Source organism: Streptomyces inhibens, assembly GCF_022221585.1.
Lineage (GTDB): Bacteria > Actinomycetota > Actinomycetes > Streptomycetales > Streptomycetaceae > Streptomyces > Streptomyces inhibens.
In genome coordinates this window covers 124,435-144,337 of the sequence record NZ_CP084681.1, presented here as the reverse complement: position 1 = coordinate 144,337, position 19,903 = coordinate 124,435, and the positions used below count along the sequence as shown (strand labels likewise).

The following is a 19,903-nucleotide window of genomic DNA, read 5'->3' as shown; positions in this document are numbered from 1 at the left end:
ACACGGCGGCGCTGTCGCGGGCTCTGGGCTCTGGGCTCTCCTTCGTACGGGGAGGGTCCCAACTCCGGGCCGGCGCAGGGGAACCCGCCGCGTCGGACGAGGAAGACAGGGCCTAGGCCACAATGCAGTCATGACTGATCAGACCCCCACCCCCGCCCGTCCTCTGCTGCGCCGTCCCCAGGACGGTGAACTCATCGACGTCGCCGGTGTCGAGCACTTTTTCCGGCTCACCGGTGAGCACACAGGCGGGCACTTCGCCTTCGAGGAGTTCAACCTCGCCCCCGGCACCATTGGCGCCAGGCCACACGTGCACGATGGACACGACGAGTACTTCTATGTCCTCGAGGGCCAGCTGACGCTCCACACCGGAGACGGCGAGGTGACGGCCGGCCCCGGGCATCTGCTCGCCGCCACCCGCGGCACGCCGCACGGCTTCCGCAATGCGGGTCTGATACCCGTACGCGCCCTGTGTCTCTACACTCCCGCCGGCTACGAGAACTACTTCCGCGACGTCCACGCCGCCGTGAGCGCCGGGGCCGAGGCGACCGATGAGCTCCTGGCCGAGTTCCGCAGCCGTTACCGGACGAGTTCCTATCAGACTGCCTCGGACACACCGCAGTAGTCCGTCCGCTGGGCAGGCTTGTGACCGGGCGCGTGCACCGGGCTCGCGTTCAGGCCGACCGGATGAAGGGGCTGCCGCCCCAGCGGATGCCCTTCTCAGGGTGCATGCGGGGTGGTCCGCGCCGATGGGCGGGCTCACCGGCAGGGTGGAACAGGCGGCCGCGGCGCGGGGGCGGTGTGCCGGGTGCCGAACCGCTTGAGCTGGCCTCGGACCCGTTCCGCGTACGTCCTCGGGCAGCCCGGCGGTGGCCCAGGCCCTGCTCCCGGGCGACCGGGTCTCTGTCCCGCCACCCTCCGGTGCCCGCCGGGAGAGCGCATCGCGGGCTACTCCACGACAGCCGGCCTGGACAGCGTTGGCCGGCAAAGCGATGACCAGCGCTTTGCCGCAGGGGCGTACGAGGGGGGCACACCGCCGCCACCCGCCACCCCGGTCACCTGGCTGGAGCCAGCTCCGACCAGCAGTGATCGCATTCCGACGGCCCTGTCCGCCGCCATGCGACTCGTCCCCGCCGGCCCCTCCCTGCCGGACCCGCGCGGGGCTTCGGCCGCTGCACCCACCCGGTGCTGCCAAGGAGGAGTGATGCGGCCGGCGCTGTCGTAGCGGGCGTCTGCGCTGAGTGGACCGTAGCGTGAGGGGGCGGGGCGGACCGGCAGTGGAGGGACAGGCAGGGAGACGGGACGGTGTCAGAGATCGATTACGCGGCGCTGTTCGCCGCCACGCCGAGTCCCTACCTGGTGCTGGGGCCGGACCTGGCGATCGTGGAGGTCAATCAGGCATACCTCGACGCAACCCGGCGGACCAGGCAAGACCTGATCGGGCAGCACGTCTTCGACGCCTTCCCGGACAACCCCGCCGACCCCGAGGCCGACGGGGTGCGGAACCTGAACGCCTCGCTGCACCGGGTCCTGACCTCGCGGGAGCCCGACACGATGGCTCTGCAGAAGTACGACATCCCCCTCATGGGCCGGCCCGGGGCGTTCGAGGAGCGGTGGTGGTCACCGGTCAACACGCCGATCCTCGGACCGGACGGGACGGTGGCGTGGATCATCCACCGGGTGGAGGACGTGACCGCGTTCGTGCAGGCCCACGTCGCAGGTGGTCAGCTGCCGGCCAAGCAGCTCACCGAGCGCGAAGCCCTGGAGGCCGAGCTGTACGCGCGTGCGCGCGAGCTGCAGCGGCTGAACGAGGAGCTGCGGCAGGCCCATACCCGCGAGCGCCAGGTGGCCGTCACCCTCCAGGAGGCCATGCTCCAGGCACCGGACCTGGCTCGGCACCGGGACGTCGCGGTGCGCTACCTGCCCGCCACGGGATCGCTGAACGTGTGCGGCGACTGGTACGACATGGTCGACCTGCCGGACGGCCGCTTCGCGGTGGCGGTCGGCGACGTCGTCGGCCACGGCCTGGAGGCGGCCGCCGTCATGGGGATGCTCCGCAGCGCCCTGAGCGCCGCCATCCGCGCTCTGGAGCGGCCTGCCCAGGCACTGGAAGTGCTGGGCCTGTACGCCCGGTCGGTCGAGGGCGCACTGAACACCACCGCCGTCAAAGCGATGGTGGACCCCCGCAGCCGCTTGATCATCTACAGCAACGCCGGCCACCCGCCACCGGTCCTGGTTCACCCGGACGGCAGCTTTGAGCTGCTGGACCAGGCCACCGACCCGCCGCTGGGCGCCCGGCCCCAGCACGTCCCCCGCCCCCAGGCCGGTCACGCGTACCGCCCCGGGGACACCCTCGTGCTCTACACGGACGGGCTGATCGAACGCCGCAGTGAGGACATCGAAGCAGGTCTGGCCCGCCTGACCGACGCCCTGGGCCGCTACATCGCCCTCAGCCCGGAACGCCTGGCCGACGCCCTGCTGGCCCACCTCGGCCTCGCCGGCGGCGCCCGTGACGACATCGCCCTGATCATCGTCCGACTGTGACGCAGGTACCCACTCGGTCGAAGTCTGGCGACCACAGGGGAACGACGGAGGCCTGCCGGGCCGGGCGTACTCCGCTGTGGGTTCCTCGGCGGATGTGACTACGGCAGCCACGGGTCGTGGAGGGCGGCTGGTGTGGCATCGCTTCGCCGATGCCCGGGGAACCGTAAGGCACGGCGCCGGCTCGTCCTGGTGATCATCTCAGCGGGGCTACTGCTGATCTCGCTATGTCTTGATCAATGGCCCTCAGCCTAAAGCGGGGGAGCTCATCCCGAGCATGACCTCAGAGGCGATCACTGCCGCTGCATCAGGTACTTGGAAAATCGGCGACTTGGAGATCAACCGGATCGGTTTCGGCGCGATGCGTCTGACGCAGAACGGCGAGGCGTTCGCGGCCGATGCCGCTCCGAGCGATCGTGGCCGGGCAATCAGCGTGCTGCGCCGTGCCGTTGAGCTCGGTGTGAACCACATCGACACGGCCGCGTTCTACTTCTCGCCGCGGCGATCCGCCAACGAACTGATCAACCGCGCACTGGCCCCCTATCCGGATGATCTCGTCATCACCACCAAGGTCGGGCCGGGCCGCGACCCGTCGGGTGAGTGGTTGCCACATGCCACCTCGCAGCAGCTGCGCGCTCAGCTGGAGGAGAACCTGCGCAGGGTGTTGCGTTCGTGCCGTTCTACGCCATCGCCGGACGAGTTGCTCGCCGTCGCGCGGGCACATGAGGCGAGCGCGGCGCAGGTGCGACTGGCGTGGACCCTGCATCGTGGGCCACATGTGCTGGCCATCCCGGGTACCGGCAACCCGGATCACCTGGTCGCAAACGTGGCGGCCGACACACTGCGCCTTACCCAGGACGAACTGGCCGTACTGGACCGCCTCCACCAGGGCGGGGCGTCAGCCTAAGAATCCGACCACCAACGGGCCCCGCGTTCGCACGCATCGGTCGTGGCTGTCCGAGAGTGAATCTTGAACGGACCCGGGCGGCCATGGTGCGCTGTTGTGTGTCGCCCGATGCCTGCGCACACTGGCGGGCATGACGATCCCCACCCCGCCCCAGCACGGCTCCTGGGACGCTGCGGACTCTGCCGAGGTCGTTGTCATCTCCTTTCCCAAGTGTGGTCGCACCTGGCTGCGGGTCATGATGGCGAAGGCCATCTCGGCCGAGTGGGGGCTGCCGATGGAACTGTGCGAGGACCTGCGGCTCACCGCGTTCTCCGAGGTCGAGCCGCGCATTCCGCGGATCACCTTCTGGCACGACGACCGGGTCGCCTGGCGCTCCCCGGCCGAGCTCTCCAGGGACAAGAGCTGGTACCGCGGCCGCAAGGTCGTCTTCCTCACCAGGGATCTTCGGGACACGATCGTCTCGCACTACTTCCAGCGCACCCGGCGACCGGGCAACCCGTACGAGGGAGAGCTGGGCGACTTCCTGGCGGCCGACGAGGGCAGTCTTCGCACCTGCGTCGAGTTCTGGAACATCTGGCATGCCAGCCGCGGCGTTCCCGAGGGCTTCCTGCTGACCTCCTACGAGCGGCTGGCCGCGGACACCGCCGCAGAGCTGGCTCGGGTCCTGGAGTTCTGCGGTCTGCCGAGTCCCGCCGCCGGGACGCTGCGTCAGGCGGTGGAGTTCGGCAGTTTCGACCGGATGCGTGCCATGGAGCTTGCCGACGCCTTTCACTCGGAAAAGCTGCGTCCCGGAAGCCCGGACGACCGCGAGTCGTACAAGACCCGGCGCGGGATCATCGGCGGCTACCGCGACTACCTGACCCGCCAGCAGATCGCGTGGGCCGATGCGCAGATCGCCGGCCGGCTGGTGCCGGACTGGCAACCGCTGGCGTTGGCCGCTGACCTGGCCGGCTAGGGCCTGTCTTTCGGATCATGCGGGGCTCGCGGGGGCTGGCACGCACGCCCAAGGTCTCTCGGGACCAGAGAGACCCCCACGGCGTTGTCGTCACTCCTTCCCCGGCTCTCGGCTTCGCTTGAGCGGGGGAGACCCCATCGGTTCCGTGTCGGTTGCCTCCTTGGCCGTGCAGCCAGTGGGTCGGCCGGTGTATGCGCCTGCCGGGTGCTCGGGCGTCAGCCGCCTTCGCGGTAGAGGTCGGTGAGCAGGGCGACGGCGGCGTGGGTGGCGGGGTGGGGGTCGTGCCGTCGCCAGATGAGGTGGACGGGGACGGGCTCGCCATCGCGGAGGGGGCGGTAGGTGATGCCGTCGCGGCGGTACTGGGTGGCGGTTGCCTGCGGGGTGACGCCGACGCAGCGGCCGGTGGCGATGGCGGCGAGCCAGTCGTCGATGTCGTGGGTGTACTCCACGGCGGGGCGGGCGCCTTGGGGCCACAGGTCCAGGGTGGTGGTGCCGGTGCGGCGGTCCACCACGAGCGTGCGGTCGCGGATCTCCGTCAGGCGGATGCTGCGGCGCTTGGCCCATGGGTCGTCGGAGGCGAGGGCGAGACAGCGGCGCTCGTGGCCGACGAGGGCGTGGGCGCAGCGGCGGGTGTCGATGGTGGTGCGGACGACGGCCATGTCGCACAGTCCCTCGGCGAGGCCGCCGGTGGGGGTGTTGTGGCGGATCAGATGGAGTTCGACGTCCGGGTAGCGGTCGTGCCAGCGGCGCTGGAACTCGGCGGTGTGGCGGCCCATCGCGGACCAGGCGTGGCCGATCCGCAGCCGGGTGTGGCCGGTGGTGGCCTGGTGGACCAGTTCGTCCGCATCGGCGAGCAGATGGCGGGCGCGGGCGAGGACCTGCACGCCGGCGGTGGTGGGGGTGACGGTGCGGCTGGTGCGGTGCAGCAGCCGTACACCGAGGATCCGTTCCAGCGCGAGCAGTGTGCGGGAGACTGCCGCCTGGGAGACGCCCAGCTCGATCGCTGCGTCGGTGAAGCTGCCGGTGTCGACGATCGCGATCAGGCAGCGCAAGTGCCGCAGCTCCAGCTCTGTACGACCATCCATGCGTCCATCGTATAGATGGCGCGTCGGATGCATTTTGCGTATGTGGTGGCTTGGCGGACGGTCGTGCCATGGCAATCGAAGTTCGCGCAGAGAATACGGCGGCGGCCGCCACATACAGGGCGGTTTCGCCCCGGTGGCCCGGACTGGCGCTGATGCTGGGCAGTGGTCTGTCCAATCAGATCGGGGCGTCGGTCGCCGCGCTCGCCTTCCCGGTCCTCGGGCCGATGGGAGTGGTGGCGGTGCGCCAGTGGGTGGCCGCCGTGGTGCTGCTGAGCGCCGGCCGGCCCAAGCTGCGCTCGTTCACCGCCGCGCAGTGGCGTCCGGTGCTGGGGCTGGCCGCGGTGTTCGCGACGATGAACCTCACGCTGTACACGGCGATCGACCGGATCGGACTCGGTCTCGCGGTCACCCTGGAGTTCCTCGGTCCGCTCACCGTGGCGCTGGTGAGCTCCCGCCGCCGTACCGACCTGGGCTGCGCGCTGGCCGCCGCGGCGGCCGTGGTGGTCCTGACCCGCCCGCGGCCCAGCACCGACTACCTCGGCATCGGCCTGGCGCTGCTCGCCGCCATCTGCTGGGGCTGCTACATACTGCTCAACCGCACCGTGGGCGAGCGCCTGCCCGGCTTGCAGGGATCGGCCGCCGCCGCGGCCGTCTCCGGCCTGCTCTATCTTCCCGTCGGCGCCGCCGTCCTGTGGCTCCACCGGCCCACCGCCGGCGCCCTGCTGTGTGCGCTGGCCGCCGGCGTGCTGTCGTCCGCGGTGCCGTTCCTCGCCGACCTGCTCGCGCTGCGCCGGGTCCCCGCGCGCTTCTTCGGGATCTTCATGAGCGTCAACCCGGTGTTCGCAGCCTTGATCGGCCTGTTCGTCCTCGGCCAGCACCTCGACCTGGCGTCGTGGCTGGCCATCACCGCGATCGTCGCCGCGAACGCCGTCGCCGTGGGAACCGCCGCCAACCGCTCGCGGTGGAAGGCTGGCGTGAACGCCGACGACTTCGCCGACGCCCGGCCCGACCCCGCTGTGCCGCACGCGGACGTCGAGCGGTACGGGCCCTTGCGGCACGAGTAATTCCGCGCGGGGGCATACATCGCGGTCATCGTCACTCTGAACGTCACCAGTGCCCATGACCACATGGAAATGCTCATCCGATGCTCATGGTCACCTGGAATCGCTCGCGGAATCGCGGGTCCTACGTGATCCGTACGACCCGCCTAACGGTGCTGGGACAACCGGTAGAGCTCGGCGAAGAGCCCGCCGCGGTGGAGCAGTCCGTCGAAGGTTCCCTCGTCCTCGATGCGGCCCTGGTTCAGGACGATGATGCGGTCGGCGATGCGGTGTTGGTGAGATTGTGGGTGACGAAGAGTGCGATGCAGCCGGTGGCGAGTGTCTTGAAGCGGCCCCAGCTGACCGTGCCGCCGGTGGGCAGATAGAGGCTGGTGAGCAGGCGGGCGAGGGTGGTCTTGCCGGAGCCGTTCTACCAGTGCGATGAGTTCGCCGCTGCGCAGGGTGAGGCTGACCTGGTCCACGGCGTGCCGGTCCGGCGGGGCGCCCAGGTGACGGAAGCACACTGGCGCAGGAACGGGGCCTGCGATACATGCCGGCGGCCGGCCGCACCGGTGCCCGGCAGGCCCCTGGGTGAAGGAATACCCACGGGCGATGGACCTGGACTTGGCAGATCAAAAACGGGGGAACGGCTCGTCGGGGATCGGCACGCCGAGGAAGGGGGCAAGACGCTCGTACCCCTGGCCGCCGACGATGTCGAGGATCAGCAAGTCGCCCTCCCGGCCGTCGAAGTAGCGCCGCACCTGCTCGACGTGCCGGCGGTGGACCCGGGCGAAACGAGCGGCGTCGAACTCGTGGCACCCGTAGACGGCGGCCCGCAGGAAGCGCTGGAGCTGAACGTAGAGCGAGTCCGGGTCGGCCTTGCTCGCGATAGGGCGTTCCCAGTGGTACGCGCAGGAGCGCAGCCAGCTCCGCTCCTCACGGACCGTCAGGATGAACTTGGCGCCGGGCCAGGCGAGATCGAGCTCCTCGTAGTAGGGCGCGACGGTGATGTCGGTGATCCCGTCGCGCTCCGCAAGCAGCGGGAAGCGCGCCGTGCCGTCCACCAGGGCCTGGTAGGTACCCGGATCGCACGGGTAGTGCGCGACGTCGAAGCCCAGGGTGTGCAGGGCGGTGGTGAGGGAGCGGGTACCGGTGCGGGACAGCCCCAGGCCGAAGACCTTCGGCCGGAGGGGCCGGCCGTCAGCCATCCAGGCACCTCCAGGCCGTCGTGTGCCGGACCATCGCGGCCAGCCCGTCGTACAGGTCCGTCCGTGGACGATAGCCGAACTCGCGGGCGGCCAGCGTGATGTCGGCCCCGGTGTGCCGCGCCTCGCCGGGACCGCCCGGCCGTGGTTCGAGGGTGACCGGCCCGACCAGCTGCTCGACCGTCGCGACCGCCTGCTTCATCGAGACCGGGCAGCCGCCGCCGAGGTTGGCCACGCCGGTGAAGCCGGCACAGGCCGCGGCGCGCATGGCGGTGACCACGTCCCGCACATAGGTGAAGTCGCGGGTCTGCTCGCCGTCGCCGTACAGCGGGAACGGCTCGCCGGTCAGCGCGGCATCGATCAGGCGGGCGAAGGCCATGTCGGGGCGCTGCCGGGGGCCGTAGACCGTGAACAGCCGCAGCGAGACGCTGGGCAGTCCGTAGGAGATGCGGTACAGCTCGCATACGTGCTCGGCCGCCAGCTTGGTGACCCCGTACGGCGAGACGGGCCGGGGGCAGACCGTCTCGGGGGTGAGGAAGGTCGGCGCGTTGCCGTACACCGAGGAACTGGAGGCGTAGACGAATTTGCGCAGCCGGAGGTGCCGGGCGGCCTCGACCAGAGCCTGGGTGGCGAGCAGGTTGCGGTCGGCGTAGCGGGTGAACTCCGGTCCCCAGGACGGGCGGACGCCTGGCTGGCCGGCCAGGTGGTAGATGACCTCCGCCCCGTCGAGGAGGGGGCCGAGGTCGGCCTCCAGCAGATCGGCCCGGTGCCAGATGAAGGCCGGGTGGGGCACCAGCTCGCTCAGGTTGCGCGATTTGAGGGCCGGGTCGTAGTAGTCGGTGAGTGCGTCGAGGCCGACGACGGTGTCTCCGGCGCCCAGCAGGTGCGCGCACAGATGGGAGCCGATGAACCCGGCCGCGCCGGTCACCACCGCCCGCATCAGCGGCTCCCCGGCCCGGCGGCTGCCTGGACAGCGGGCAGTATCCGGTCCGCGCGAGCCCGCCAGGTGTACCGCTCGGTCAGCTGCCGCCGGGCCTCGGCGCCCAGGGCCTCACGCAGGGACGTGTCTTCGGCCAGCCGTTTGACCGCCTTCGCCCAGTCCGCAACGGAGTCGGGCGGGCAGAGCAGGCAGTTGACCCCGTCGGCCAGCACCTCCCGCAGCACGGGCAGGTCCGAGGCGATGACGGCCTTGCCGTACGACATGTACTCGAACAGCTTCATCGGTGACACCCAGCGGCTGATCTCGCCGACGCCTCCGACGCAGTACGCCCGCCGCTGGTACGGCGCCAGGACGATGTCGAACGCCCGGTAAAAGGGGGCGAGTTCGGCAGGAGGGTGATGGCCGTGGAAGTACACGTTGGGCTGCCGGCAGCGGCCCTGCCAGTGTGCGCGGTCCGTCGCGGTGCCGCCGACCAGATGGAAATCGGCGTCGGGTAGGTGCTCGGCGAGCTCCAGGATGACGTCAGTGCCCCGGCCGGGGTAGAGGTGCCCGATGTAGCCGATCCGCAAGGCCCCCTCCCGGCCGGGCAAGGGGGCCACCGGGCCGTCGGCCGGCACCGGATCGGCGCAGTCGTGGGCGGTGACCAGGTCGGCGTGCCGGAGAGCGGTGAGCTCCGGGAAGGCCGCGCGGTAGTCGTCGGCGAGCGCCTGGGACACGAACACCACCCGGCGCAGGTTCCGTCTGCGCAGCAGCAACCGTTCCACCGCCCGCACGCCCCACCTGGGCCACAGCAGGTGTGTCTCGTACGCCACCGGGGCCAGATCCGAGCAGGCGAGCAGCGTATACGGGTCCCGTCCGTACAGCAGATCGGGCACACCACGGCGGCGGAGCTCGGCCCGGACCCGCCATACCCGGATCCACCTGCCCAGCCCCGGCACCGCCGGGTGCGCCAGGGTGCGCACCTCGAAGCGATTGCGGGTGCCGTAATAGGCGTGGATGTCGTCGGCGGGGGCGGTACCGGCCAGGGCGTGGAGCACGACCTCGTGGCCCGCGTCGGTGAGCGCGTCGCACATCCGCATGACGTGCACGCCGTTGGCGTAGACGGAGGGGATGCTGCCGCTGTGCAGATAGGCGATCCGCATGGCTGATGGACCTCCGGGCGTCGTGGTGACGGGCGCCCATGCTTCCCAGCACCCCCTTCGACCACAACAGGGCCTCCCGAGCGGCCGGTGGCACGTCGGGGCGCACAACGGCGCATGGCCGCTCGGCCCGGTGCCGATATCAGCCAGATCCAGGAGTCACTGGTGTCCCACCACTCCCGCCCGGCCCGGGCGTCTCCCACCCAGCGGCGAACCGGCCGACGGTGCGCCTGTCCTGTGGCCCGCTCCAGGGCTTCCGGCGCACGGGAGACCGCCGGCGTCCGGTTTCCGTACGACAGCTCGACGCACGTATGGCCTGCCGATCGGGGCCACCGTACGTTCGGCCTGGGCGTCAGTTGACGCTCGTTGAGGTGCGCGACCAGAGACGGAAGGACTGACATGGAGCACGAGGACATCGAGCAGGTCACCGAGGAGCTCCCCGACTACGCACTCATGGTCGACTTTCCGGACCAGGACTGATCCAGGTCGGCCGCCGGCTACCCGCCGCGCTCGTTCCCGAGCCAGAGGTCCGGTCCTCGATGGTCCGATCGAAGGTCCGATCCTCAGAGGTCCCGATCCCAGAGGTGGAGTGTGAACTCGGTGGAGGTGAACCGGTGCTGCGGGTAGCACCCGATGCGCTTGAGGCCACCCGTGACGAAGAGGCCGTACGGCGGGTGGCGCAGGGTGTGTTGGCGGCAGCCGGGGTCCGGACCGCCGCAGCGGCGGGTCCTGTGATCGTGGCCGCCGCCTTCGCCGTCCAGGCCGGGCTTCGAGTGGAGATGACGGAGAGCCAGAACACCGCCACGCGTGAGCCGCTGGAGCCCGTCGGACCCGCGCCCTATCTGGCTCGGTCGGTGGCACGTGCCCTGGCCACGCGGCCCGACGGCGCCGAAGCCACGGGCGGGTCGCAGCTGACCGGCTGGCAGCGTGCCGACCATGCCATATTGGACCGTTGCCGTGCCGCGCTTGCTGCTGCCTGGCCGGAGATGCTTGCTGAACTGCGTGTTTGTGTGGCGCAGGTGGCTCTGTTGGAGGGCCGGGCGATCGACGGCTTCACCGACTTCGCCACCCACGGCGCCCTCTACATCAACCGCGCCCGACTGGGTGCGAGCCCCCTCGGCCTGCCCGGCCCGGTCCGGTTCGCCGAGGCGCTGGTCCACGAGGGCACCCATACCCGCTGCAACGCCGCCCAGTTGAGCAACCCGTTCCTCACCCCCGCGGCCGGCGGTGCCGATCTCGTCCGAACCCCGCTGCGGTCCGATCCGCGCCCCCTCGCGGGGCTCTTCCAGCAGGCGGTTGTGCTGGTCCGCTGTACGGCGCTGTACCGACGCCTGCTGAACACGGAGAGCACCGCCACCGCCGCTCTGACGGCACGCCATGACCGCTTGTCGGACGGTGCCCGACAGGCAATCGGCACACTGCGGCAGCACTCGGCCACGCTCACCGAGCACGGACTCGCCGTCCTGGGGGAGTGCGACGCACTCCTGCGCCCGACCGCCGTCTGACCACCACCCCCGGGAGCCCGTCTGTGCCGCCCTCTGCTGCCCGCGCCGTTCCGACCACCTGGCATCCCCAGGTCTTCGAACCGTTCCCCGGCGAGTCCCGGTTGCTGTTCGGCCGGGTCGCCGCCCGTAGCCCGCAGTTCGACGCCACCGCGAGCGCCGGCGGGCAGCGGGTGCTGATCGGCAGCGCGGCGGGCACCGAGGCTGCCGAGGTGGCGGTGCGGGCCAGGGGTGAGTTGCTGGAGCGGCTGGGCAATGTGCTGGCCGGCCGTGCGGCGGAGGCATCGGCGGCACTCGTCGCCACGTACGCCGCACTACGGCGCAGACGGGCGCCCGCGCTGGATCCGGCGCCCTGGTCGGGGCCCGAGGGCCGCACGGCATGCCAACTCTGGGTCACCGGGCGGTCCTTGCTCTCCGGCACGGAGATCCTGGTCCCGGCTGCACTGGCTTTCCTCCAGCACCGCCCGCCCGCCGGCTGCACCGCTCCGGTACGCGTCGGCTCCACAGGCCTGGCGGCCCACCCGGACCGGTCCACGGCCGTCGAGCACGCGGCCTGGGAGATCCTGGAACGTGACCTGCTGCGCCGCAGCTGGCAGGCCCCCGCCGAGCATCCGCCCGCCGCCGCCGGAGTGCGCGGCGAAGTCCCCCTGCCGCTGGGCCGCGTGTGCGAGCGCCTCGGCCTGCTCGCCACCGCGCTGACTCTGCCCGCGCCGGGTGCCTGCGTCGTCGCCGTCTGCCTGCACGCCCCGGACGGCCGCGAGCAGACCTTCGGCGCCCGCTGCGGCCCGGCGACCGACCGTGCCGATCTCCTCGCCCGGGCCGTGTACGAGGCACTGATGGTGCGCTGGAGCATGAGCACCCCGGCGGCCCACCGCGCCTATCAGCGGCTGGCGTTGACGGGCGCGCCGGCCTCCGCCGTCGAGCACGCGCTGTGGACGTACCACGGGGGTCAGGACGCCTTGGCGCGCTGGCTGCAGCACGACGTACCCGCTCCAGAGGCGCCGGGCGTGGAGGACCCCATGGCCTCCGTGGACCCCATGGCCTCCGTGGACCCCGTGGCGGCCGTGGATCCGGTGCGTCTGCTCGCCGAGCACACCGCAGACGACGTCCTCGCCCTCGACACGGCCCCCGCCGAGCTCCGCGAGCAGCACGTGGCGGTCGTCCGCCTGCTCTCTCCAGGCGCCCGCCCGCTGCCCTCCGTGGCCACCCCCGGCACCCCGCCGCACCCCTTCGGCTGACCCCTTCGGCTGATCCCTTCCGGTTGACCTCTCCGGCTGACCTTCCCAAGGAGCACGATGACGACGGTCCCCCGCTACGCCACCGACTTCGCCGACCGCTACGACGACTGGTTCACCCCGCCCGCCGCCAGCACCCGAGCCACCGTGGACCTGCTGGCGCAGCTGGCCCGCAGCGCGCCGCCGGGCCCGTTGCTCGAACTCGGGATCGGTACGGGCCGGGTGGCCCTGCCGCTGGCCGAGCGCGGGCACCAGGTCCATGGCATCGACGCCGCGAAGACCATGGTCGACCAACTCCGGGCCAAGCCCGGCGGCGAACAACTCACCATCAGCATCGGTGACTTCGCCGAAGTGGACCACGACGGCGAGTTCGCCATGGTCTATGTCGCCAATGGCTCCTTCTTCGAACTTGCCTCCCAGCAGGACCAGCTGCGCTGCTTCGCGCGGGTGGCGCGACGCCTGCTGCCCGGCGGGCTGTTCGTCCTGGACGCCCACCTGCCCGAGGCACTGGCGGCCAACACCGGCGCGGGCGCTCAGCCCGTGGAGAGCGCGAACGGCGACCCGGTGTTGCGCACCCGCCGGCTCCACCCCGCCTCCCAGCGCTACATCTCCGACTACCTGGTGCTCGACGAGGGCATGTTCCGGCACGTACGGGTGGCCTTCCGTTACGCCGCCCCGGGCGAGCTCGACCTGATGGCGGCGGCCGCCGGTCTGCGGTTGCGTGAGCGGTTCGGCGACTGGTCCGGCGGTGCCTTCAACGACAGCAGCAGCGGGCACATCAGCGTCTACGAGCTGCCGGCATGACGGCGCCGAGCAGGCCGAGCGGGCTGCGCGACCCGCAGACGTATCTGAGGAACAATCGCGAGATGTGGCGGCAGTGGACGCCGCTGAAGGCCGCCTCCGCCCAGTACGACCTGGCCGGGTTCCGGGCCGGCGGCTGCCGGATGCGGGCGCTGGAGTGTGCCGAGGTCGGCGAGGTGCGCGGCCGCTCACTGCTCCACCTGCAGTGTCACGTCGGGCTGGACACGCTCTCCTGGGCGCGACTGGGCGCGCGGGTGACCGGTGTGGACTTCTGCGCCGAGGGCGTGGCCACCGCCCGCTCCCTGGCCGCGGACGTCGCCCCTTCGGCCGTCTTCGTGGAGGCGGACGTGCTCGACCTCCCGTCCCATCTCGACGGCGTCTTCGACATCGTCTACACCTCGCACGGAGTGCTCGGCTGGCTGCCGGACCTGCGCCGCTGGGCGGAGGTCGTCGCGCACTTCACCGCGCCCGGCGGCTTCCTCTACGTCTTCGAGTCGCACCCGGCGGCCTGGATGCTCGACAACAAGGTCGAGCACCCCGAACTGAAACTGCGGTACTCCTACTTCGGCGAGCCCGAGCCGCTGGCTTTCGAGTACCGCAGCCCGATCGCGGTGCCCGACGCGGAGCTGCCCGGCGTGGAGTACGCCTGGGGACACTCTCTCGGCGATGTCGTGAGCGCCCTCGCGGCTGCCGGGCTGCGGGTCGAGTTCCTGCACGAGTGGCCGTTCGTGGCCTGGCGGATGCTGCCGTTCATGCCCCAGGACCAGGACGGCTGGTGGCGGCTGCCGGACGGCCTGCCGCCCCTGCCACTGTCCTTCTCACTGCGCGCGACCAAGCCGTCCACCTGAGGAGGGAACGTGGCACTGGCGCCCCTGCACGAGTCACTCCTCGGCGAGCTGCACCTGCGCCAGGTGCTGGAGGGCCGACTGGTCGTGGTCCGCGGCGCGTTGGACCAGCTCACAGGCCGCGATACGGTCCGCCGCGCGGCGCTCGCGTCCGTCACGTCGGCCGTCTCACCACAGGCGGCCGACCGGCTGGCGGAGCAGGGCCTGGAACACCTGCACCGCGTCGCCGGCGCCGAACAGATCCGGGCGGTCCGCGACGAGCTGGACCGCCGCCTGCGCCCGACCGCCCAGCGGCTGCTGCTCCGCTTCGCCCAAGCGCTGCCGCCGCAGGGGCGCCGGCTGTATGTGAGCGACCACCTGGGCGTGCGGATCATGCCGCCGCAGGCCGCCGTCCGTGGCCGGGAGGAGGAACTGAGCAACTTCACGGGCTTCCTGCTCCCGAGCCAGGCGCACACGGACTCCTGGTTCAACACGGCCGTCAACTCGGTCAACCTCTGGATGGCCCTCAGCCGCGTACGTCGCGACAACGGCCTGACCCTCTGGCCGCAGGCCTACCGGCGCCCACTGCGGCACGAGGGGGTGCGACTGCTGCCCGACCAGCCGATCGGCGACCCGGTGGAGGTCGAACTGGAACCGGGCGACCTGCTGCTCTTCGCCGGCGACCACCTCCACGCCACCCACCCGAACACCGGCCCGCAGACCCGCTGGGTGGTCACCAAACGGCTCTGCTGGGGCCCGCCGCGCTACCACCCGCGCGCCACCGGCTGGGTCCCCTACCGCGACCCCCGCCTGCTCGACACCCCCCTGCACGCCCTGGCCCCCCTGCGATCAGCCCTCACCCTCGGCCGCCTTCGTCAACTCGCCCGCGACACAGACCGGTTACTCACGAGGCTGCGCCACTGACCTGCCCCGGCGCAGCTGTGGCCCCGGTCTGCTGCCCGTCTTCCACCGCCCGACCGAAGCCTTCGACGCTCGACATAAGCAGGCAGCAACGGCAAGCGCGTTCGCCTCGCCGTGCGGCACGCCCCAGGGATGCCGCCCTCGGGCGTATTCGGGATCACGGTGGGGTGGCGGAGTGGCTTGGCGCGTGGGCCAGTTGATCACTACGGCACACACACGCCTGCCCTGGCCAACTGTTTCCGCGAGGAGCCCCCAAGTGACCCCCACGGCATCCACCGACCGTGCAGCTCAGATCCTGTCCCGACCGGTCTCGCTGAACGGCCTGACCGTTGCGAACCGGATCACGATGGCACCTATGACCCGGCAGTTCTCCCCGGGCGGGATCCCGGGCGACGACGTGGCGTCGTATTACGCGCGCCGAGCCGCCGCGGGCGTCGGCCTGATCGTCACCGAAGGCACCTACGTGGGTCATGAGTCGGCCGGGGACCGTGACCAGGTTCCGCGCTTCCACGGCGAGGAGCAACTGGCGGGCTGGGCGGAGGTCGCCGAGGCCGTGCACGCGGTGGGCGGGGCGATCGTGCCGCAGCTGTGGCACGTCGGCATGGTCCGCAGCGCCGGCTGGCCCCCGTTCCCGGGCGCCCCGGCGCTCGGCCCGTCCGGCATCGGCGTCGACGGCACCGAGGGCGCCGGCAACGCGATGACGCAGCAGGACCTCGACGACGTGATAGCGGCGTTCGCCGCGGCCGCGGCCGCGGCGGAGCGCATCGGCTTCGACGGGGTCGAGCTGCACGGTGCCCACGGCTACCTCGTCGACCAGTTCCTGTGGTCGACGACCAACCGGCGTACGGACGCGTACGGCGGTGACCTGGTGGCCCGTACGAAGTTCGCGACGGAGGTCGTGGCCGCGGTGCGCGCGGCGGTCTCGCCGTCATTCCCGGTGATCTTCCGCTACTCGCAGTGGAAGATGGCGGCGTATAACGCGAGGCTCGCGGGGACTCCGGAGGAACTGGAGGCCATCCTGACCCCGCTGGCCGAGGCGGGGGTGGACGCCTTCCACGCCTCGACGCGCCGCAACTGGCTCCCCGCGTTCGACGGCTCCGACCTCAACCTCGCCGGCTGGACGAAGAAGCTGACCGGCAAGCCGGTCATCACTGTCGGCTCGGTCGGCCTGGACGGCGAATTCCTCCGCAGCTTCCAGGGCGAGGGTTCCCAGATCAAGGACATCGACGACCTTCTTGACCGCCTGGAACGCGAGGAGTTCGACCTGGTAGCCGTGGGCCGTGCGCTGCTCCAGGATCCGGAGTGGGCGGCAAAGGTGCTGGGAGGGCGGTTCGGGGAGCTGGCGGCGTACGATCCGGCGGCGCTGCGGACGCTCAGCTGACCGGGTGGGGGAGCCTTACTTTCCCGGGCGGTGGCGCGTGTGGGGTGCGGGTTGTCGCTGCGCCGGATCAGTGAGTGCGGGTGGACCGGTGTCGGGGCCGGTCACCTCCATGGTGAGCCCGAACGCGGCGCCGAGGTCGTCGTAGTAGACGGCCCTGCTGGCCGGCATCACCAGCCCCCGCACCGCAATCGCGATGGCCGGTCTCCTCATCCTGACAACCCCGCTCCTGCTACCCCGCCACGACCACGCGCCGCAACACGAGCGGGAACTGGCCCGGAGTCAGGCCTGACACACCACGACTCGGCCCTGACCTCTGGAGGCAGACTGCGGCTGATCCGTTGACCCGCTGGTCCGCTGGTCCGCTGGTGCGAGTCGTAGCCAGAGCCACGACCAGGTTCACCGTCGCCGCAGTTAGCTGCTTCGGCAGTTGTTGACGAGCAACCTGCATCGGTCACTGCCCGAGGCGGAAGCCTCGGCAAGCCGGCTGCCCTTGGGGCTGGTCAGGGCTGGGTGGGACCGGTGAGGTGGGCTTGGGCGGCGGTGCGGAAGGCGGTGACCAGGCGGCTGTGGTCATCGGCGCGGGTGGCGAGCACGACGTGCCCGGGGTCGACTCCTTCCAGAGGGATCGTCGTCAGGTCGGGGCGGCTGTGGGTGGCCACGGCCCCGGCTGGTACGACGGCGACGGCGTCCCCGGCGGCGACGAATTCGAGTTTGTCCTCCATCGTCTGTGCCAGGGGCCCGTCGGGTGCGCGGCGTCCGTCGGGCCGGGGGTCGATGCGCCAGTAGGTGTTCCATGCGGTGTCGCGCAGGCGGGGGGTGGGTTCGTCGGCGATGTCGTCGAGGGTGACGGACTCCTTGCCGACCAGGCGGTGGTCGACGGGCACCAGCAGCAGCCGCGGCTCGTCGTACAGGACGGTCACGCGCAGCTGGTCGGTCGTGAACGGCAGCCGGGCCACCACCACGTCCGCCCGGTGGTCCAGCAGGGCGTCGCGGGGTTCGTTCCACGACAGGTGCAGGGTGTGGACGTCGGCATCCGGGTGGCGTCGGCGCAGTGCCCGCACGGCGGGGGTGATGATCAGGCCGGTGGTGTAGCCGACGGTCAGCCGCGTCGGCCGGGCCGCGGCCCGCGTCTGCGCCGCGGCTTGGGCTGCCGAGCGCAGCAGTGCCTTGGCGCAGGGCAGGAACACCGCTCCGGCCTCGGTGAGCTCCGCTCCCTGCGGTGTGCGGTCCAGCAAGCGGGCGTCCAACCGCTGCTCCAAGCGCCGTATCTGCCGGCTCAGGGAGGGCTGGGCGAGGTGCAGGGCCGCGGCGGCACGGCCGAAGTGGCGGTGCTCGGCGACGACGGTGAAGTAGCGCACCAGCCGCAGATCCAGATCCGCACTGTCATCGGGCATGTCAGGCATCTTCCGACTGTACTGCCACCTGCCCGGTGAATGCCGTCCTTTATGGCCTCTGACCTGGGATGATGCTGATTTTTCATCGCTTCTTGCGGAACAGGTCTTGGACGGCGGACCCGCCCGGCCCGCACGGTGAATACGTCGGCCCCGCAGCCGCCCCGGCGCGGGCGGGGCGCCATCGGACCCATCGGAGGAAGCGCGCCATGTTCGTGATCACGGGAGCCAACGGCCAGACCGGCGGAGCCGTCGCCCGCACCCTGCTCCAGCAGAACCAGCCTGTCCGTGTGGTGCTGCGCCCCGGCCGCAGCGGCGAGGAGTGGCAGAGCCAGGGCGCGGAGGTCGCCCACGCCGACGTACAGGACAAGACCGCGCTGACCGACGCCTTCACCGGCGCCCGCGCGGCGTACGTCATGAACCCGCCGGCCTATGCGGTCGACGACATGCTGGTCTCGGCACGCGCCGTCGCCGACGCCTACCGCGCGGCGTTGGAGGCCGGTGGCGCCCGGGCGGTGGCGCTGTCCTCGTTCGGTTCCCAGCATGCCGAGGGCACCGGCAACATCCTCACCACCTACGTACTGGAGCAGGCCCTGAGCCCGCTGGGCGCGAGCTTCGTGCGGCCAGGCGGCTTCATGACCAACTGGCTGCCCAGCCTGCCGACCATGCGCAACGGTGTGCTGCCCAGCTTCTACGCGCCGCTCGACCGGCCGATCCCGCAGGTGGCCGTGGCGGACATCGCCGACACGGTGGTGCGCGAGCTGCAGCGCAGCGACAGCCGCACCATCGAACTCGCCGGCCCCGCCGACTACGCACCGACCGACGTCGCCGCCGCCTTCTCCGTGGCGCTCGGCCGGCCCGTCACGGCGCAGGCCATCGAACGCGACCAGTGGCCGCAGGCACTGGCACAGTTCGGGCTGCCGCCCGCGGCGATCCACAGCTGGATGGAGATGTGGGAGGGCCTCAACTCCGGACACATCCGCTTCGAGGGCACCCCCGAGCGCGGACAGATGACCATCGAGGACTTCGCGAAGGCAAGCGTCGCCGGGGCACAGGCGCGAGCATGACCAACTGGACGGTGCCGATCACCGGAGCCGGACCGTGGAGCACTTCGGCGCCCTGGGCGCCGCCATCGCCAACGCCACTATCGCCAACGCCGCCATCGCCACCGCGGGCTTCACCTGCGCCGACCACCTGCGCACCTCCGGTACCGCGATCACTGGCGGTGCCCCTGCCCGGTGGCCGCCGGTGATCCTCACCAACCTCCTGAGCCCGGCCCTGCTGGCTGTGCCACGCCGCCCCACCACCTTCGCCACGCCCACCGAGCCTGTGGCCAAGGCCATCGGCTTCGCCCTCGACCAGCCCGTCGGCGTCGACGTCAACACCTCACCATCCGACCGATCGGACAACCGAAATGACCACCACCGCCCCCACGACCGCCGACCGTGACCCCTTCAGCGACATCAAAATCGCCACACTGGCCCATCTGAAGCAGCACGGGTGCGGCTGCTACCCCTATTCCGACGGCAGCCTGTTGGCCACCCTCACCGCAGCCACCAAGGCAACGACCGTGGTGGAGCTCGGCACCGCCCTGGGATACTCGGCCGCCTGGTTCGCCGGCACCGGCGCCCACGTCCACACCATCGACCGCGACCCCGTCCATAGCCGGCGCGCGTATGACCACCTGGCCCGTCACAACCTGGCCGACCGCGTCTCCCGCCACACCGGAGAGGGCACCCACATCCTGCCCACCCTCGCCCTGACCGGCACGGACATCGCCTTCTTCGACGGCTACGCGCCCACCGCCGCCGCCATTAGGGCGCTCACCGCAACCCTGCGCCCAGGAGGGCTTCTCATCGCCGGAAACATGACCCTGGGCGGCCAGGCCGACCAGATCCGCGACCAGCTCGCCACCTGGCAGCACACCGACCTCGGCGAAACGCTCCTGGCCGTCAAGCCGCAGTGATCCAGCGACCCTCGAAGCCTGGGCCCAGGCACGCACACACCACCATGACGCCCAGCCGTCATCAGCCCCGACG

The 19,903-nt window shown here is 71.3% G+C and carries 21 protein-coding genes; 15 read left to right on the top strand and 6 right to left on the bottom strand.

Annotated features, from left to right (window positions below; all coding sequences use genetic code 11):
• The first annotated feature begins 130 nt into the window (after positions 1 to 130).
• The 4 genes from KI385_RS00695 to KI385_RS00680 all read left to right on the top strand — a co-directional run bounded on the left by KI385_RS00695 (position 131) and on the right by KI385_RS00680 (position 4,400).
• Positions 131 to 622 carry a cupin domain-containing protein gene (locus tag KI385_RS00695; protein WP_238570296.1) on the top strand — a complete coding sequence of 164 codons (492 nt, stop codon included), beginning with the start codon at positions 131 to 133 and terminating at the stop codon, positions 620 to 622.
• 680 nt (positions 623 to 1,302) lie between these two features.
• Positions 1,303 to 2,541: a PP2C family protein-serine/threonine phosphatase gene (locus tag KI385_RS00690; RefSeq protein WP_238570295.1), complete on the top strand. Its 1,239-nt coding sequence runs from the start codon at positions 1,303 to 1,305 to the stop codon at positions 2,539 to 2,541.
• 274 nt (positions 2,542 to 2,815) lie between these two features.
• Complete coding sequence (locus KI385_RS00685; protein WP_238570294.1) at positions 2,816 to 3,445, top strand: aldo/keto reductase; 630 nt, start codon at positions 2,816 to 2,818, stop codon at positions 3,443 to 3,445.
• A 130-nt stretch (positions 3,446 to 3,575) separates the two neighbouring features.
• Complete coding sequence (locus KI385_RS00680; RefSeq protein WP_238570293.1) at positions 3,576 to 4,400, top strand: sulfotransferase domain-containing protein; 825 nt, start codon at positions 3,576 to 3,578, stop codon at positions 4,398 to 4,400.
• 215 nt (positions 4,401 to 4,615) lie between these two features.
• Here the strand turns inward: KI385_RS00680 and KI385_RS00675 are convergent, their stop codons facing one another.
• Positions 4,616 to 5,485 carry a LysR family transcriptional regulator gene (locus KI385_RS00675; RefSeq protein ID WP_238570292.1) on the bottom strand — a complete coding sequence of 290 codons (870 nt, stop codon included), beginning with the start codon at positions 5,483 to 5,485 and terminating at the stop codon, positions 4,616 to 4,618.
• 152 nt (positions 5,486 to 5,637) lie between these two features.
• On the opposite strand from KI385_RS00675, the gene KI385_RS00670 reads away from it, so the two are divergent.
• Together KI385_RS00670 and KI385_RS00665 are read left to right on the top strand one after the other, a co-directional pair.
• Positions 5,638 to 6,549, top strand: coding sequence for an EamA family transporter (locus tag KI385_RS00670; RefSeq protein WP_425357053.1), 912 nt, complete (start codon positions 5,638 to 5,640; stop codon positions 6,547 to 6,549).
• Between the two features lie 80 nt (positions 6,550 to 6,629).
• Positions 6,630 to 6,911 carry a hypothetical protein gene (locus KI385_RS00665; RefSeq protein WP_238570290.1) on the top strand — a complete coding sequence of 94 codons (282 nt, stop codon included), beginning with the start codon at positions 6,630 to 6,632 and terminating at the stop codon, positions 6,909 to 6,911.
• Positions 6,912 to 7,157: 246 nt separating this feature from the next.
• On the opposite strand, the gene KI385_RS00660 is transcribed toward KI385_RS00665, so the two are convergent.
• Genes KI385_RS00660 through KI385_RS00650 form a run of 3 tightly spaced genes read right to left on the bottom strand, consistent with a single transcriptional unit; the run spans position 7,158 to position 9,812 of the window.
• Positions 7,158 to 7,733, bottom strand: coding sequence for a sulfotransferase family protein (locus tag KI385_RS00660; protein WP_238570289.1), 576 nt, complete (start codon positions 7,731 to 7,733; stop codon positions 7,158 to 7,160).
• On the bottom strand, positions 7,726 to 8,670 hold the full coding sequence (locus tag KI385_RS00655; RefSeq protein WP_238570288.1) for an NAD-dependent epimerase/dehydratase family protein: 945 nt from the start codon (positions 8,668 to 8,670) through the stop codon (positions 7,726 to 7,728). The genes KI385_RS00660 and KI385_RS00655 overlap by 8 nt, the downstream gene beginning before the upstream one ends.
• The gene (locus tag KI385_RS00650) at positions 8,670 to 9,812 is read right to left on the bottom strand and encodes a glycosyltransferase family 4 protein (protein ID WP_238570287.1); all 1,143 of its coding nucleotides are present in this window, start codon (positions 9,810 to 9,812) and stop codon (positions 8,670 to 8,672) included. Before KI385_RS00650 ends, KI385_RS00655 begins: the two co-directional genes overlap by 1 nt.
• A 611-nt stretch (positions 9,813 to 10,423) precedes the next feature.
• Between KI385_RS00650 and KI385_RS00645 the strand changes: the two genes are divergently transcribed.
• From KI385_RS00645 to KI385_RS00620, 6 genes are all read left to right on the top strand, one after another.
• Positions 10,424 to 11,314 carry an aKG-HExxH-type peptide beta-hydroxylase gene (locus KI385_RS00645; RefSeq protein WP_238570286.1) on the top strand — a complete coding sequence of 297 codons (891 nt, stop codon included), beginning with the start codon at positions 10,424 to 10,426 and terminating at the stop codon, positions 11,312 to 11,314.
• Between the two features lie 23 nt (positions 11,315 to 11,337).
• Positions 11,338 to 12,549, top strand: a complete 1,212-nt coding sequence (locus tag KI385_RS00640) for a YcaO-like family protein (RefSeq protein ID WP_238570285.1) — start codon at positions 11,338 to 11,340, stop codon at positions 12,547 to 12,549.
• Between the two features lie 57 nt (positions 12,550 to 12,606).
• The gene (locus KI385_RS00635) at positions 12,607 to 13,350 is read left to right on the top strand and encodes a class I SAM-dependent DNA methyltransferase (protein ID WP_238570284.1); all 744 of its coding nucleotides are present in this window, start codon (positions 12,607 to 12,609) and stop codon (positions 13,348 to 13,350) included.
• Positions 13,347 to 14,195 (top strand): class I SAM-dependent methyltransferase, encoded by an 849-nt coding sequence (locus tag KI385_RS00630; RefSeq protein ID WP_238570283.1) that lies wholly within the window; start codon positions 13,347 to 13,349, stop codon positions 14,193 to 14,195. The genes KI385_RS00635 and KI385_RS00630 overlap by 4 nt, the downstream gene beginning before the upstream one ends.
• A gap of 9 nt (positions 14,196 to 14,204) precedes the next feature.
• Positions 14,205 to 15,095 carry a phytanoyl-CoA dioxygenase family protein gene (locus KI385_RS00625; protein ID WP_238570282.1) on the top strand — a complete coding sequence of 297 codons (891 nt, stop codon included), beginning with the start codon at positions 14,205 to 14,207 and terminating at the stop codon, positions 15,093 to 15,095.
• Between the two features lie 253 nt (positions 15,096 to 15,348).
• Positions 15,349 to 16,473: an NADH:flavin oxidoreductase gene (locus KI385_RS00620; RefSeq protein WP_238570281.1), complete on the top strand. Its 1,125-nt coding sequence runs from the start codon at positions 15,349 to 15,351 to the stop codon at positions 16,471 to 16,473.
• Positions 16,474 to 16,488: 15 nt separating this feature from the next.
• On the opposite strand, the gene KI385_RS00615 is transcribed toward KI385_RS00620, so the two are convergent.
• Together KI385_RS00615 and KI385_RS00605 are read right to left on the bottom strand one after the other, a co-directional pair.
• Positions 16,489 to 16,683, bottom strand: coding sequence for a hypothetical protein (locus tag KI385_RS00615; protein ID WP_238570280.1), 195 nt, complete (start codon positions 16,681 to 16,683; stop codon positions 16,489 to 16,491).
• 290 nt (positions 16,684 to 16,973) lie between these two features.
• Positions 16,974 to 17,876, bottom strand: a complete 903-nt coding sequence (locus tag KI385_RS00605; RefSeq protein WP_238570279.1) for a LysR family transcriptional regulator — start codon at positions 17,874 to 17,876, stop codon at positions 16,974 to 16,976.
• Positions 17,877 to 18,073: 197 nt separating this feature from the next.
• Between KI385_RS00605 and KI385_RS00600 the strand changes: the two genes are divergently transcribed.
• The 3 genes from KI385_RS00600 to KI385_RS00590 are packed head-to-tail and all read left to right on the top strand — an operon-like array spanning position 18,074 to position 19,830.
• Complete coding sequence (locus tag KI385_RS00600) at positions 18,074 to 18,931, top strand: NmrA family NAD(P)-binding protein (RefSeq protein WP_238570278.1); 858 nt, start codon at positions 18,074 to 18,076, stop codon at positions 18,929 to 18,931.
• Between the two features lie 34 nt (positions 18,932 to 18,965).
• Positions 18,966 to 19,313: a hypothetical protein gene (locus tag KI385_RS00595; protein WP_238570277.1), complete on the top strand. Its 348-nt coding sequence runs from the start codon at positions 18,966 to 18,968 to the stop codon at positions 19,311 to 19,313.
• Positions 19,279 to 19,830: an O-methyltransferase gene (locus KI385_RS00590; RefSeq protein WP_238570276.1), complete on the top strand. Its 552-nt coding sequence runs from the start codon at positions 19,279 to 19,281 to the stop codon at positions 19,828 to 19,830. Before KI385_RS00595 ends, KI385_RS00590 begins: the two co-directional genes overlap by 35 nt.
• The last annotated feature ends 73 nt before the right edge of the window (positions 19,831 to 19,903 follow it).

Excerpts from the sequence above, each read along its gene's own strand:
- KI385_RS00695 (WP_238570296.1), top strand. The coding sequence starts at position 131 with ATGACTGATCAGACCCCCACCCCCGCCCGTCCTCTGCTGCGCCGTCCC.
- KI385_RS00685 (WP_238570294.1), top strand. The coding sequence starts at position 2,816 with ATGACCTCAGAGGCGATCACTGCCGCTGCATCAGGTACTTGGAAAATC.
- KI385_RS00680 (WP_238570293.1), top strand. The coding sequence starts at position 3,576 with ATGACGATCCCCACCCCGCCCCAGCACGGCTCCTGGGACGCTGCGGAC.
- KI385_RS00675 (WP_238570292.1), bottom strand. The coding sequence starts at position 5,485 with ATGGATGGTCGTACAGAGCTGGAGCTGCGGCACTTGCGCTGCCTGATC.
- KI385_RS00670 (WP_425357053.1), top strand. The coding sequence starts at position 5,638 with ATGCTGGGCAGTGGTCTGTCCAATCAGATCGGGGCGTCGGTCGCCGCG.
- KI385_RS00665 (WP_238570290.1), top strand. The coding sequence starts at position 6,630 with ATGCTCATGGTCACCTGGAATCGCTCGCGGAATCGCGGGTCCTACGTG.
- KI385_RS00660 (WP_238570289.1), bottom strand. The coding sequence starts at position 7,733 with ATGGCTGACGGCCGGCCCCTCCGGCCGAAGGTCTTCGGCCTGGGGCTG.
- KI385_RS00655 (WP_238570288.1), bottom strand. The coding sequence starts at position 8,670 with ATGCGGGCGGTGGTGACCGGCGCGGCCGGGTTCATCGGCTCCCATCTG.
- KI385_RS00650 (WP_238570287.1), bottom strand. The coding sequence starts at position 9,812 with ATGCGGATCGCCTATCTGCACAGCGGCAGCATCCCCTCCGTCTACGCC.
- KI385_RS00635 (WP_238570284.1), top strand. The coding sequence starts at position 12,607 with ATGACGACGGTCCCCCGCTACGCCACCGACTTCGCCGACCGCTACGAC.
- KI385_RS00630 (WP_238570283.1), top strand. The coding sequence starts at position 13,347 with ATGACGGCGCCGAGCAGGCCGAGCGGGCTGCGCGACCCGCAGACGTAT.
- KI385_RS00615 (WP_238570280.1), bottom strand. The coding sequence starts at position 16,683 with ATGAGGAGACCGGCCATCGCGATTGCGGTGCGGGGGCTGGTGATGCCG.
- KI385_RS00605 (WP_238570279.1), bottom strand. The coding sequence starts at position 17,876 with ATGCCTGACATGCCCGATGACAGTGCGGATCTGGATCTGCGGCTGGTG.
- KI385_RS00600 (WP_238570278.1), top strand. The coding sequence starts at position 18,074 with ATGTTCGTGATCACGGGAGCCAACGGCCAGACCGGCGGAGCCGTCGCC.
- KI385_RS00590 (WP_238570276.1), top strand. The coding sequence starts at position 19,279 with ATGACCACCACCGCCCCCACGACCGCCGACCGTGACCCCTTCAGCGAC.